General features: G+C 31.3%; 12 protein-coding genes, 1 pseudogene and 1 other annotated feature. Of the genes and pseudogenes, 6 read left to right on the top strand and 7 right to left on the bottom strand.

Features of this window, described 5'->3' with window-relative positions:
- Nucleotides 1–56 precede the first annotated feature (56 nt).
- Entirely contained in the window at nt 57–989 is a 933-nt protein-coding gene (gene rnhC, locus EP747_RS00060; protein WP_129687970.1) for a ribonuclease HIII, read from the top strand.
- A 96-nt stretch (nt 990–1,085) separates the two neighbouring features.
- Here rnhC and EP747_RS00055 read toward each other — a convergent pair whose 3' ends face one another.
- Nucleotides 1,086–1,358, bottom strand: a complete 273-nt coding sequence (locus EP747_RS00055; protein ID WP_088014918.1) for a hypothetical protein — start codon at nt 1,356–1,358, stop codon at nt 1,086–1,088.
- Nucleotides 1,359–1,477: 119 nt separating this feature from the next.
- Here EP747_RS00055 and EP747_RS00050 point away from each other — a divergent pair, with 119 nt between their 5' ends.
- Together EP747_RS00050 and EP747_RS00045 are read left to right on the top strand one after the other, a co-directional pair.
- Nucleotides 1,478–1,918, top strand: coding sequence for a DinB family protein (locus EP747_RS00050; RefSeq protein ID WP_129687969.1), 441 nt, complete (start codon nt 1,478–1,480; stop codon nt 1,916–1,918).
- Between the two features lie 15 nt (nt 1,919–1,933).
- Nucleotides 1,934–2,392 carry a PH domain-containing protein gene (locus tag EP747_RS00045; RefSeq protein ID WP_129687968.1) on the top strand — a complete coding sequence of 153 codons (459 nt, stop codon included), beginning with the start codon at nt 1,934–1,936 and terminating at the stop codon, nt 2,390–2,392.
- Nucleotides 2,393–2,641: 249 nt separating this feature from the next.
- On the opposite strand, the gene EP747_RS00040 is transcribed toward EP747_RS00045, so the two are convergent.
- On the bottom strand, nt 2,642–3,256 hold the full coding sequence (locus EP747_RS00040; protein WP_129687967.1) for a PH domain-containing protein: 615 nt from the start codon (nt 3,254–3,256) through the stop codon (nt 2,642–2,644).
- 322 nt (nt 3,257–3,578) lie between these two features.
- On the opposite strand from EP747_RS00040, the gene EP747_RS00035 reads away from it, so the two are divergent.
- Nucleotides 3,579–5,135 carry an ABC-F family ATP-binding cassette domain-containing protein gene (locus EP747_RS00035; protein WP_129687966.1) on the top strand — a complete coding sequence of 519 codons (1,557 nt, stop codon included), beginning with the start codon at nt 3,579–3,581 and terminating at the stop codon, nt 5,133–5,135.
- A gap of 63 nt (nt 5,136–5,198) precedes the next feature.
- Here the strand turns inward: EP747_RS00035 and EP747_RS00030 are convergent, their stop codons facing one another.
- From EP747_RS00030 to argS, 3 genes are all read right to left on the bottom strand, one after another.
- Nucleotides 5,199–5,936: a GDSL-type esterase/lipase family protein gene (locus tag EP747_RS00030; protein ID WP_129687965.1), complete on the bottom strand. Its 738-nt coding sequence runs from the start codon at nt 5,934–5,936 to the stop codon at nt 5,199–5,201.
- A 168-nt stretch (nt 5,937–6,104) separates the two neighbouring features.
- A complete protein-coding gene (locus EP747_RS00025; protein WP_129687964.1) occupies nt 6,105–6,701 on the bottom strand; it encodes a nitroreductase family protein in 597 nt (198 codons plus the stop codon).
- Between the two features lie 262 nt (nt 6,702–6,963).
- Nucleotides 6,964–8,652, bottom strand: a complete 1,689-nt coding sequence (argS, locus tag EP747_RS00020) for an arginine--tRNA ligase (protein ID WP_129687963.1) — start codon at nt 8,650–8,652, stop codon at nt 6,964–6,966.
- 42 nt (nt 8,653–8,694) lie between these two features.
- Nucleotides 8,695–8,916: a binding site (T-box leader), on the bottom strand.
- A gap of 122 nt (nt 8,917–9,038) precedes the next feature.
- Between argS and EP747_RS00015 the strand changes: the two genes are divergently transcribed.
- On the top strand, nt 9,039–10,124 hold the full coding sequence (locus tag EP747_RS00015) for a glycosyltransferase (RefSeq protein WP_235832713.1): 1,086 nt from the start codon (nt 9,039–9,041) through the stop codon (nt 10,122–10,124).
- 153 nt (nt 10,125–10,277) lie between these two features.
- Nucleotides 10,278–11,336: a glycosyltransferase gene (locus EP747_RS00010; RefSeq protein ID WP_129687962.1), complete on the top strand. Its 1,059-nt coding sequence runs from the start codon at nt 10,278–10,280 to the stop codon at nt 11,334–11,336.
- Between the two features lie 20 nt (nt 11,337–11,356).
- On the opposite strand, the gene EP747_RS00005 is transcribed toward EP747_RS00010, so the two are convergent.
- A complete protein-coding gene (locus EP747_RS00005; protein ID WP_419179263.1) occupies nt 11,357–12,733 on the bottom strand; it encodes a glycosyltransferase in 1,377 nt (458 codons plus the stop codon).
- Between the two features lie 465 nt (nt 12,734–13,198).
- Nucleotides 13,199–13,677: pseudogene (locus tag EP747_RS24090) on the bottom strand (hypothetical protein); the annotation flags it as partial.

Here is a 13,677-nt window from a genome sequence, read left to right as displayed (position 1 = left end):
CGAAATTCAATACAAACAAAAGTATTGGTAAATATCCATTTATAAAGGAGAAATTTATGTCAAACACTGTATTAACAGTTTCTGAGGATACTCTCTTAAAGATGAAAGTACACTACCAAAGTAGCCTGCAATCAAAAGTACCACAAGGTGGAGTATTTATGGCCAAACCAAATGGCTGTACGATTACTGCATATAAATCTGGTAAGGTAATGTTTCAAGGGTCAAATTGTGATGCTGAAGTAAGTAAATGGCAAGGTAAATTGGCTAGCCAAACTCCTAAAAAAGCAAACCCTACAAATACGAATTCAACTTTACCAAAAAACTTTTCAAGTCTTGCAGTTATAGGTAGTGATGAAGTAGGTACAGGTGACTACTTTGGACCGATGACAGTAGTAGCTTCCTTTGTAGAACCAAGCCAATTCGAATTACTAAAAGAATTAGGCGTAAAAGATTCCAAAGAACTAACTGACGATGCCATATGCAGCATAGCAAAAAAAATTATTCATGTCGTAACCTACAGCCTCTTAGTACTAAACAATGAGAAATACAATGCTATGCAAGAAAAAGGCAATAATATGAATAAACTAAAGGCACTATTACATAATCAAGCAATTCGAAATACTATTTCAAAATTGGAAGATAAAAAATATGATGCAATCTTAATTGATCAATTTACTCCTCCAAATCTGTACTACGGATATTTAAAAGGAACAAAAGAAGTAATTCGTGATAAAGTTCAATTTGCTACAAAAGCAGAAGGTTTGCATCTCTCAGTTGCAGTTTCTTCTATCTTAGCCCGCTATGCTTTCCTACAACAAATGGATCAATTAAGTGAAAAAGCAGGCATGACCTTACCAAAAGGTGCAGGAGCAAAAGTTGATCAAGCCGCTGCAAAACTAATTAAATCAAAAGGTTTTGAAGCTTTACGAAGTCTAACGAAATTACATTTTGCTAATACCGAAAAGGCATTAAAGATTGCTAAAAAATGATATTCCTTACTGCATACTAAAGGATAAGTTGGATCACTCAATAAGAGTTACGGATTGAGACGAAAACATCAAAAAAGCTGTATTCTAAACATACATTTAGAATACAGCATCTACTATAAATACAATGAAACCTAATAGGCTAGCAACTTGTTTTTGTTTTTTATATCGAAGCATCGGTTTAGATAATAAAAATAAACAAATCAAAAATCCAAAAGGGATCGGTAACCAAAATAACCTAAATGGTAAAGAAGCTAGTACATAATAACCGATCATTTGAAACCCAAGATTACTAACATCCCGCTTAATGGCATCTTTATAAACAGCTAACACTCCAACTAACAATCCGACATAAAGTAAAAAGATTAACATCAAGCCACCTCCAAGATTGTCCTACTAATAACCTATTCACCTATGGCTTGTCTAAAGACTCATAAAGAAAAATGTTTAAACATATCCATAACATGTAGAAACGAAGGAGGAATATTTAGATGAATAATTTAATGAACGAATTTAGTAGTCTAATCCAATCCGTTCCAAAAATCATCAGAGCCTTATCGAATACAGATTTTAAACCAAGTCCTACAAAATGGTCTAAAAAAGAAATCCTTGGACATCTTTGCGATTCTGCGACTATGAATCATAAAAGATTTATAGATAGATTGTCCTCTAATGAAGAACTAGTTTTGGAGCTTTATAAACAAAATTCTTGGGTAGAATTAAATGATTATCAAAATAGCTATACAATTGAAGAAATTCTTACGTTATGGACTGCTCTAAATTCACGTTTCATGAATGTGCTCTCAAACATTTCAGAAGACCAATGGAAACTACAATATAATAGTCAAAATGAAGAATCTGTTACACTAAGTTGGTTATTTACTGACTACATTGATCATATGAAGCACCATTTAAATCAAATTTTAGGATAGGATCAAGGTGTCCCCATGAAATTTAAAGTGAAGAAAAATCCTCTATTAGTCGTCCTAATTCTGAGCTTAATTCCCATCATTATTTCAGTTCCCATCATCAGCTTTATTGAAGCTGATAGCACAGGAATCATCATAAGTTTAGTAGTCTTTGTCTTTTTATTACCAATATTGATTGTTCTAGTTTGGGCATTATTCAACACATACCATGAATTAACCAAAACTGAATTCAAATCAAAATTTGGATTTATAACAATTATCATTCCATATAGTGAAATCAGAACAGTTAATTTCTCGAATAATCCAGTTTCATCACCTGCATGGACCTTCAAACGTTTAAAAATCGAATACAAAAAGTACGGATTTGCCTTACTTTCACTTCCTAAAGATGAAGAAAGTTTTTTACAAGAAATAAAAAAACGATGTCCAAATGCTACTATTTTAAATCGTCAAAGCGTAGAAGTTTTAATTAATTAGGTTTTAAAAAAAGAAAACTCGCATGGTACTATGTTCCTTGCGAGTTTTCTTTTTTTATTATTGTTTTGTAGTCTTATTTCTCCAAATAAATAAGAGATTTCACACATGAACCCTTTATGATTAACCATATTTCTTCTTTTTCCTTTTTTTACTTACTCATCCTTTTATTCGTATTTCTCTAATCTAAAGAGGTTCACCAACAAAAAAAGTCTCATAAGTACTTTGACTTACGAGACATCTCTTACATAATTAATTATTAATATACTTCTCAAATACAGATCCGAAATCTTTAACTTTGTATTGCTCTCTAGACTTCATTAACCATTCAAAAGTAGCTTCATTAATTTCTTTAAAACTGTTCACTAAATTATTTTCATTTGAAGTTACGCGGCCTAATGTTGTAGAAGCAATTTCAATACTTTCTTTCGCATATCCAAGTGCTTTTTCATTTTCATGACTAATTTCAGCAATCATTAATAAAGCTTTATATAAATCCTTAACTTGTTCAATATGTTTTTTATGAACATCAATCGAAAACTCTCTACCACCAATGTTGAACTTAATTTCAACATCTAAATCAATTGTACCAGCTGTTTCAAGTAAAACATGTGTGATTTTATGAGTGTGATAATTATAACGATGAAGTGTACGCTTCTTACTTATTGCACTTGTACCGTCTAAATGAATTAAAGCCTTATTCGTAAAGCAATACTCATCTGATTTTGATTTAATTAAGAAATAAATTTTTTCATTATCTTCATGCATTACATAATCGTCAGAATCAACTTTGTCATAATTTTTCGGTTCAATAACACTACCTACATCACTTAAACCAAGCATATCTGCAGCAACTTTACCAAACATTAAACTTCCTCCTCCGAATAGTAGGTATGGCTATTTCTGTACTTACACGCCTTTAAAACCCACTTTTTTGACTATTACACTTCTGAATTATACATTAAATACGAAAATATGGGGATAGGAATAGTAGGGCTATATGGATTTTTTTTCCTTTTTTCAAAAGTCCCCTATTTTATTTCGGTTCTAACCTGACCCCTAAAGTTATAACTTAATTTACTGTTGAACACATACCCAGTTGCAGACTATAATTAGATGGTGACTGTTTAAATTACGTTCTTTTATAAAGAACATTATTATATGAAAAATAAAGAAAAGGTGTCGATCAATGAGTATTTTAACTGTAAAAAACTTAAGCCATGGATTCGGTGATCGTGCAATTTTTAATGATGTATCATTCCGTCTATTAAAAGGTGAACATATCGGTCTTATTGGTGCAAATGGTGAAGGTAAATCAACTTTCATGAATATCGTTACTGGAAAATTACAGCCTGATGAAGGTAAGGTTGAATGGTCTAAAAAAGTACGTGTAGGTTATTTAGATCAGCATGCTGTATTACAGCCAGGTATGACAATTCGTGACGTATTAAAAAGTGCTTTCCAATACATGTTTGATATGGAAAATGAAATTAATGATTTATATGTAAAAATGGCTGATGCAACTCCAGAAGAAATGGAGAAAATGCTAGAAGATGTAGGTGTTCTTCAAGATACTTTAACAAATAATGATTTCTACATTATCGATGCTAAAGTTGAAGAAATTGGTCGTGGTTTAGGTTTAGAAGATATCGGACTTGATCGAGATGTAACTGAACTTTCTGGTGGTCAACGTTCAAAAGTTCTTCTATCAAAACTTCTTTTAGAAAAACCAGATATCTTATTACTAGATGAGCCTACTAACTATTTAGATGAACAGCATATTGAATGGTTAAAGCGTTATTTACAAGAGTATGAGAATGCATTTATTTTAATTTCACATGATATTCCGTTTTTAAATAGTGTTATTAACTTAATTTATCATATGGAAAATCAAGAATTAAATCGTTATGTTGGTGATTATGATAATTTCAAAGGAATTCATGAAATGAAAAAATCACAATTAGAATCAGCATATAAACGTCAACAACAAGAAATCTCTGAACTAAAAGATTTCGTTGCTCGTAATAAAGCTCGTGTTTCTACTCGTAATATGGCAATGTCTCGCCAAAAGAAACTTGATAAAATGGATGTAATTGAGCTTGCACGTGAAAAGCCAAAACCAGAATTCCACTTTAAACCAGCTCGTACTTCAGGTAAATTAATATTTGAAGCAAAAGATTTAGTGATTGGTTACGATGAGCCTCTATCAAAACCTTTAAATCTACGTATGGAACGTGGACAGAAAATTGCTTTAGTTGGTGCGAACGGTATCGGTAAAACGACGTTAATGCGTAGTTTACTTGGTGATATTAAACCAATTTCTGGTGAAGTTGAGCGCGGTGAATTCCTTCATATTGGATATTTCGAACAAGAAGTAAAAAGTGATAATAATAAAACATGTATCGATGAAGTTTGGGATGAATTTCCATCATTTACACAATATGAAGTTCGTTCTGCACTTGCAAAATGTGGTTTAACGACTAAGCATATTGAGAGTAAAGTTGCAGTTTTAAGTGGTGGAGAAAAGGCGAAAGTTCGTTTATGTAAGTTAATTAATCAAGAAACAAACTTACTTGTTCTCGATGAGCCTACTAACCATTTAGATGTTGATGCTAAAGAAGAACTACAACGCGCACTAAAAGAGTACAAAGGAAGTCTTTTAATTATCTGTCACGAACCTGAATTCTACCAAGGATTAGTTACAGATGTATGGAATGGCGAAAACTGGACTACTAAAGTGTTTTAAAATGATATTTAATAGAGAGTGTCAAAAAGAAATCTTTTTTGAACACTCTCTTTTTTTACAATATCAATCTAAATTTAATGCTGCTTCACCAATTTCAGCTAACTTTTTTTGCCCTTCAATTGTTGGGTGAATGTCATTCTGTCTAACATATGTACTTTGATGATTATAGAAAGTTGAAAATGCGTCTGCTATTACTAAGTTAGAGACTCCATTTGCTTTAAGAGTATTCACTGAATTATTAATATTTTTGTTAATAATGTTACTCAATAGGAAATTGCCTTGTCCATACATAGGATCTGTAGTTTGGAATGGATTATAAATGTTATATACTACAATCGGTGCATCAGTAAGTGATCTAATTTCTAAAATTGTATCAGATAAATTCTTTAATAACACTGGTAGCATCGCACCAACTGCTTGCTGTAATTTTGTAGCATCTCCATTACTCGCTTTGAGAGCTTGTAGAAGGTCATTGTTTCCAATATCTAAAGTTACATAATCAGCATGTCTAACAGCATCTCGATATGTATCATCATTCTTGATTGAGAACAACAGTTGATCAGTTCTCCACCCTGGAACACCTAAGTCTCGAATCCTTAGATTAGCATCTTGTCCAATAATAAATGGAAAAGCAAACTTAGAAGGTTGTTCATTATTTACTCCTAAATTGTAACCAAACGTAATCGAATCTCCTAAAGCTACGAGTGATTTCTTTGCATTTTCACTCTTTGCCATAGCAGCAGTTGAAAACATAGTACTTACTAAAGTTAAAGCAGAAATTGTTGTTAAAAATTTTTTCATCAATAAATCCTCCCTTAAAATAATGCCTTTCAAGGAGGATTATAATTAAAAAAAATTATAAAATGTGTCGAATTAAGTGAAGAATTTTTTGGTAATTTTTAGGTAATTAATAAGAAAAGAGTAATGCATTTATTTTACATACATCACTCTACATGTCATATTATTTGTTTAAGAAAGTGTAATATTTTGACTTAACTTAGTAGTCCATTCACTTGGATGTTTTCTTTTCTTTGTTCCTTTTGGCATTGAATTTATATAACCGATATGAAGTGCCCCTAAAATTTTTCGATTTTCAGGAATGCCCATCTCTTTGTAAAATTGTTTATCAAAAATATAAGGATTTGTTCGCCATACCATTCCAATATTTTTTTCCCAAGCTGCTAATTGTAAATTTTGAACAAATGCACAGGTTGCTCCAATCGCTTCTAAATTTTTCTTTTCATTTTTTGAGTGGTCTGTCGTTATAATTAAATGCATAGGTGTGTCAACGATATATGTTTTAAAGAATTCCGTTGATTTTTTAATTTTCTCAACTGTATATGTTTCAGTTAATTCCATTCTTTCGTAACTATCGACAATTTTTGAAGCATAATATTCTTTTTCTTTTTCCTCTGAAACCATAATGAATTGCCAAGGCTCTTCTTTGCTGTGGAAAGGAGCATAAGATGCTGCTTCAAGTAGCTCCATTAAATCTTCCATCTTAATTGGATCCTTTTTTGTATCTCTAATAGTTCTTCTATTTTTAATAAAATTTAATATCGACATTGAACGTTTCCCCTTATTCTCTAAATATCTTAAATTTATTATAAATGTAAATGATAATCATTTTCAATAAAACTTTTAATTTTTTAATTCTTTTCTTAGACTTCGTTAATCTTTTTTCATTTGGATACACTGTTTTCACTAATCGTAATTACATAACTATATATATGTAATAAAAATTAGAAAGATTGTGTTTTTGAGTTCTACGATCAAATCAAAAAGAAAACAGGTATTGAAGATCAAAATTTCTTCAATACCTGTTACTTTACATTTCTTTTGGAGCACGAATTCCTAATAATCTTAGTCCTTCTTCTAAAACAATGGAAACAACTTTAATTAATGCTAATCTACTCTCTAATTGATCATCATTTGTTAGAATATGAGTATTTCCATAATATTTATTGAAGCTTTGTGCCAAATCTATTGTATATTTAGCAATGACAGATGGTTCAAATTGTTCAAAACTACGCGCTACTTTGTTAGGGAACTCGAGTATATGTTTTATGATGTCCCAACTATATGGATCTTCCAGCCCATCTTGTTTATTTAAATCCTGTGATGCAGCTTTATCTAAAATTGAATTTGTTCTCGCAATTGAGTATTGTACATATGGCCCTGTTTCACCTTCAAATTTTAGCATCTGCTCAAGTGAAAATTCGATGTTATTCATACGGTCATTTTTTAAATCTTGGAAAATGATTGCACCGACTCCAACCATATTAGCAACTTCTTCTTTATTTTTTAATGTAGGATTTTTTTCTGCAATATTTTGACTAGCTAAACTAATCGCTTCCTCAATTACCTCTTCTAAAAGAACAATTTTCCCTTTTCGCGTAGACATTTTTTTACCATTTTGTAAGATTAAGCCGAATGGAACATGTACCATTTCATTCGCCCATTCGTAACCCATTTTCTTCAAAACTGTAAATACTTGCTCAAAATGCAATGCTTGTTCTCCACCTACAACATACACTGCTTTATCAAAATCGTATGTTTCTTTACGATAAAGTGCAGCTGCCAGATCTCTTGTTGCATACAGTGTAGCTCCATCAGATTTTCTAATTAAGCATGGTGGTAATTCCTTTTCAATTAATTCAACAACATCGGCACCCTCAGATTCGACTAAAAGGTTTTTTTGCTCTAGAAGTTCAATAACTCGTTCCATTTTATCATTGTAAAACGCTTCTCCGTTAAAGCTATCAAAGTTAACACCTAATAAATCATATACTAACATGAATTCTTTAAGAGACTCATCACGGAACCACTTCCATAAGTGTAAAGCTTCTTCATTTTTCTCCTCTAATTGTTTAAACCAGCTTCTAGCTTCATCCTCAAGTTGAGGCTCTTTTTCAACTTCTTCATGAAACTTAACATATAATTTTAAAAGTTCTTTGATTGGATTTTCTTTTACTGCGTCTTGATTACCCCAAAGTTTATAAGCAACAATTAATTTCCCAAACTGTGTTCCCCAATCACCAAGATGATTAATTTTTATTGATTTATATCCATTTTTTTCAGCTATTTTAGCAATTGAATTTCCGATCATTGTTGAACGCAAGTGCCCCATCGAAAATGGCTTTGCAATATTTGGAGAGGAACAATCAATCGCAACCGTTTTGTCTTCTCCTATTACTTGGTTTCCGTATTCCTTCCCTTGACCAAGAACTAATTCAATTACTTGCTTACTTACTAGCTTTTTATTCAAAAAGCAGTTTACGTACGGGCCGTTCGCTTCTACTTTTTCAATTAAATCATGATTAATCTGTGGTGCAATTTCCTTTGCAATTATTACTGGAGATTTTTTTAATGCTTTTGCTAATTGAAAACAAGGAAATGCTAAATCACCTTGATCTGCATAATTCGGTTTTTCGATAAGTGAGTTAATTTCAGTTAAAGTTAGTGATCCATTTAAAGCTTTTTCAATTTGTTCACTATACATGTTTACATAATTCATTATGATCAATCCTCTCCAAAATATAAAAAACCCGTCTCTATCATAAGAGACGGGTTTAACTAATCCGCGGTACCACTCTAATTGTTCAAATATATTGAACCAACTTTAAAATTTGTTAACGAGGTCTTCCCCGGCAAAGTCCTACTATTAATTCAGACTGCTTCTCCGAAGTGCGCTTCATCTTATTCGTTCTGTTAGGCTTCCACCATCCCCAACTCTCTACAAGAATCAAAATAAGATTACTCTCTTCATCTAAAAATTTTCATTATTCATTTTTTCCATTTAATCATATCTATTGTAGAAATTCAACATTAATCTTTTTTTGAACTTTATGAATTGCACCATTTGTTGACAACCTTAATAACATAGAAATTGAGGTGGAATTCATGAAAAAAAAACCAATAACTTTAAGCCTTTGTATGATTGTTAAAAACGAAGAAGCTGTACTTTCCAGATGTTTATCATCTGTATCTAATATAGTAGACGAAATTGTCATTATTGATACTGGTTCAACAGACAAAACAAAGGAAATAGCTAAAAAGTTTACAAATTCAATATATGATTTTACTTGGATCAATGATTTCTCAGCCGCAAGAAATTTTGCGTTTTCTAAGGCAACGAAGGATTATATTATGTGGCTAGATGCTGATGATATTATCACTGATGAAAATGAGAAAAAATTACTTAAATTAAAAAAGTCATTAACTAAAAACGTCGACGCTGTCGGAATGAAATATCATCTAGCTTTCGATGAAAATGGTAATCCGAGCTTTAGTTCTGTACGGAATCGAATCGTTAAGCGAGAAAGAAACTTTAAATGGATTGGTTTCGTTCATGAATATTTAGAGGTTTATGGCGAAATTATTCAATCGGATGCCGCAATTATTCATCAAAAAGACAAAGAATATTCTGATCGTAATTTAAAGATTTATGAAAATGCGATTTCTTCAGGAAATGAATTAAGTCCACGTGACAAATACTATTATGCAAATGAATGCGTAGATCATCAGCTATTCGAAAAGGCAATTGAATGGTATGAATTGTTTCTTGATGAAGGAAAAGGCTGGTACGAGGATAATATTCAAGCCTGCGGAAAAATGGCAGACTGCTATTTAAATATAAACGAATGGGAAAAAGCAATTAGTAGTTGTCTAAGATCATTTTCTTATGATGGACCCCGTGGAGAAAACTGCTGTCGATTAGGATTTGTTTATCTTCAACAAGGTGATTACACACGTGCAATTTCGTGGTATAAACTCGCTACTCTTGTTGATGTTCCTAAAAGTAGTCCTTTTATAAATCAGGCTTGTTACACTTGGTTACCTAATCTACAGTTATGTCTTTGCTATAGTCGATTAGGTGATCAACTAACTGCTAGAAAATATAATGATATAGCTGCAAGTTATGTTCCCAATAATCCATCAGTTCTACACAACCAAGAGTATTTCCGCTCATATTTTAAAGACCAATAACTCACCCTTACTATCTTCTAACGTTATATTTCCTGGATCCTATCTGTTTAGTAGGCACAAAAGATGATTTGGAAACTACTAATTAAGTAAATCAACATTAATATATCATCAATCATTTAATACAAAATCAAAATTATAGAAAAGGGTGATAGCTTGATCACAGTCAGTTTATGCATGGTTGTACAAAATAATGAAGCCACAATTGAAAGATGTCTTAGTTCAGTTAGTAGCCTAGTTGATGAAATTATCATCGTTGATATGAATTCCCACGATCGAACGATTGAGCTAGCAAGACAGTTTACAGAGCAAATACATGTTTTTGATGGTGTGGATGAAATAGCTGCATTAAATTTTTCAAAATCATTGGCAACAAAAGACTTTATACTTTTACTAAACCATAGTGAAGTTTTACTAGAAAATGACCGTTTAAAATTGTCTAAGCTAAAACAGTCAATAAACAATGAAGTTTATTATGTAGCTGTCGATTATCAGATCGGTTGGAATGTAAAAAGTAAACAAAAAATCAGTAGATTATTTAAAAAATTAGATTCAAATAGTCATTCAACGAATATGAAAAATGAACAAACCTCTGAATCATTTTCTACTAATCTTGTTATTACAGATCTTCCTTTTACACAAAATACAAAAGAAAATATTCGAATATATGAACAAATGTTAAGTAATGACATCAATCTTTCAACAATGGATTTATTTTATTATGCAAAAGAGTTAAGTTCAGATCATCAACATGATAAATCAATTAAGTATTTTTTAAAATTTTTGCGATTAAATCAGCAATTTGAAGAGCTTAATATCCTCGCATGTAATTATATTGCTAATAGTTATCATGAGCTTAATCTAAGAGAGTTAGAAACTACTTGGTTATTAAAAGCTCTTAAATTTGGCAATACTCATCCTGAAACATGTTGTAGATTAGCTTATACATTTCTTGAGAAAAATAATTTCGATTCGGCAATTTTTTGGTATAAAGAAGCGACTTTAAATAAAATTAACGATCGATTGATTCATCTCAATCCATCTTGTACTACTTGGCTACCACATTTACAACTAGCGGTATGTTATGACAGAATTGGTGAGTATCACCTTGCAAATGAGCACAACGAATTAGCATATCAATTTTATCCAACACATCCTAGTATCCTTTCTAATAGGGAATATTTTTCAAACAGATTAAACAATAAAGGCAGCTGATCTACTTCAGCTGCCTTTTATCATTTTTTCCTTACTATCAAGAGCATATTATATATTTCAAGATTTTTAGTTAATTCATTAAGATTTATTCCAAAGCTATGAGCTAAATGAACTACTTCCTCAAAAAATAATTTTATATTTAAATCAACCTTTATGCTTTCATTTTTTTTCCACATCATTTCAAATTGCTCTATTGGAAAAAGAGTATTAATTGTTTGAGGTGTAAAAAATCTAATATGCTCCTTTTTCAATATTCCAGCGTGTATATAATTCCATTGGCCTTGTAATAATTGAAAGAGTACTTCGCCATGCGAAACATTTGGAACTCTGCAAATAATTGAGCCAGATGGTTTTAACAGACTAGTGATCTCTTTTACATAACCCCAAGGATCTACAAGATGATTTATAATATTATCTACTATGATTAGATCAAAAAACTCCTCAGGATAGCTATGTGGTACTTCCGTAATACTGATTTCATCAATTCGATTATAAAATCGTGATGCAATTGAAGATAATTCTGAATCAATTTCTGTTCCAAATAAGTCGCATTGGTACAGATTTTTAATTTCTAAACCTGTCGCACCCGCAGAACAACCGATTTCTAATACATTATTAACGTCGTTTGGTACCATTCCAATTATTTCAGACTTCGGATACCCGATATCGATTAAATTGTGTCCCCATTTTTCAATATATTTCATTCTGTTTTCTATATATAAGTGATTTATGTTAATATCACTATTTCCATTAAATGTCATGTGCCCATAATGATGAACAAATGAATCTAATGCAATATGCAATTCATATCCTTCTAAAATAGTTCTTAAGCAAATATCATCATCTTCAAATGAACCTAGTTTGAACCTTTCATCAAATCCTATTAAACGATCAATTAATTCCCGTCTTACTAATAAACAAAATCCTACTAATCTTAATACTTGCTTAGACTTTCCTTTTACCCTTGCACAATATCTTAATGAAAATTCATTAATTTCTTGATCATTTTGATAATCAACATTAATTCGCTGCAATCCACTCACATAATTACTTACAGGCCCAACCATGCCAATTTTATCATTACTATATAAAAGAGTAAGCATTGCATCTAACCAATTTTCTGTAACGATTGTATCATTATTTAAAAATAACAAATTATCACCTGTAGCGACTTCAATTCCTTGATTACAACCTTTAGCAAACCCCATATTCATCTCATTAAAGATTGTAATAAAGGAAGGATTACTTTTTAAATATTCTCGTGTTCCATCAGTTGATCCATTATCAATAACAATAATTTCTACTTCATCTTCCTTTGTATATTTCGCAAGACTTTCAAAGCATTTTTTTGATACCTCAAGCTGATTATAAGTCAAAATAATAATACTAGTTTTCATCATTAAAACACCTTCTTAAATTCGCTTTAAAAGTAGACTCTCCATTCTCTATCAACATTTTATCGATACTTTTAATATAGTAATATGACTACTAATCTATTTTGTATTTCCCTGAAAATTCAAATGCTTATTCATCTTAAATCGGTTGAATGATAAATACCAGAAGACTTGCATCAAACATGGAAAGTAGATAATAAAATCAAAGGCTTATTATAAATGGATTATAGATGCTTAGAATTAACTTTTGTTAATGATAAAGATTGGTTCCTTTTCAATCAGCAAATATAATATTCTTTTCACAAAAAACATATACCTAAAAAATTACTTTATATCTGTCAATCACCTTAATTAACATATTCAACTTAAGGATATTTTGTCAGTATTAAATGTTTAGTAAAAAATTTTTTATCCTTATCTTTCTAAAAAAAGAATCCGTTGTTTTTACAACGGACTCCAAAACTTTAATTAGCTCAGCTCAATTATAACAATACTAATATTTGGATGATTAGCATCCTGAGCCGGGAAAGTGATGTCTGTAGTACTGTCAACAACCATATTTAAATCAGTTGGTGCAACTTGTCCAACAGTACTAATAATAAATTTACCTGAACCTTGAGAAGCAGTTACTAAAGCTACGGAACTTGGATCAGTAAATCCACTTCCTGGAATATCTGTACCTGCTAACGTAAAGTGAACCGAAACATCTGAAACAGAAGCATCACCAACAAAAGTATATATAACCTGATAAATGTGGTTTTGAGCAAGTGCAATATCTGGTGAGCCTGCTGCATGAGTAATATCCGTTCCTGAAATGGTTCCATTCGTATCAAAAGAAACAGGATTACCCGTTGTTATTGTTTGAGTACCTACGTTAAAGATGTGTGCAAATGCTGCAATAGTTCCTGTTGCTCCTGTTGCTCCTGCTGGACCTGTTGCTCCCGCTG

It is taken from the genome of Gottfriedia acidiceleris, from assembly GCF_004138285.1.
Taxonomy (GTDB): domain Bacteria; phylum Bacillota; class Bacilli; order Bacillales; family Bacillaceae_G; genus Gottfriedia; species Gottfriedia acidiceleris_A.
The sequence above is the reverse complement of the archived record's forward strand: the minus strand, read 5'-3'. Positions and strand labels throughout refer to the sequence as shown.

Excerpts from the sequence above, each read along its gene's own strand:
- EP747_RS00045 (WP_129687968.1), top strand. The coding sequence starts at position 1,934 with ATGAAATTTAAAGTGAAGAAAAATCCTCTATTAGTCGTCCTAATTCTG.
- EP747_RS00025 (WP_129687964.1), bottom strand. The coding sequence starts at position 6,701 with ATGTCGATATTAAATTTTATTAAAAATAGAAGAACTATTAGAGATACA.
- EP747_RS00015 (WP_235832713.1), top strand. The coding sequence starts at position 9,039 with ATGAAAAAAAAACCAATAACTTTAAGCCTTTGTATGATTGTTAAAAAC.
- EP747_RS00030 (WP_129687965.1), bottom strand. The coding sequence starts at position 5,936 with ATGAAAAAATTTTTAACAACAATTTCTGCTTTAACTTTAGTAAGTACT.
- EP747_RS00040 (WP_129687967.1), bottom strand. The coding sequence starts at position 3,256 with ATGTTTGGTAAAGTTGCTGCAGATATGCTTGGTTTAAGTGATGTAGGT.
- EP747_RS00050 (WP_129687969.1), top strand. The coding sequence starts at position 1,478 with ATGAATAATTTAATGAACGAATTTAGTAGTCTAATCCAATCCGTTCCA.
- argS (WP_129687963.1), bottom strand. The coding sequence starts at position 8,652 with ATGAATTATGTAAACATGTATAGTGAACAAATTGAAAAAGCTTTAAAT.
- EP747_RS00005 (WP_419179263.1), bottom strand. The coding sequence starts at position 12,733 with ATGAAAACTAGTATTATTATTTTGACTTATAATCAGCTTGAGGTATCA.
- EP747_RS00055 (WP_088014918.1), bottom strand. The coding sequence starts at position 1,358 with ATGTTAATCTTTTTACTTTATGTCGGATTGTTAGTTGGAGTGTTAGCT.
- rnhC (WP_129687970.1), top strand. The coding sequence starts at position 57 with ATGTCAAACACTGTATTAACAGTTTCTGAGGATACTCTCTTAAAGATG.
- EP747_RS00035 (WP_129687966.1), top strand. The coding sequence starts at position 3,579 with ATGAGTATTTTAACTGTAAAAAACTTAAGCCATGGATTCGGTGATCGT.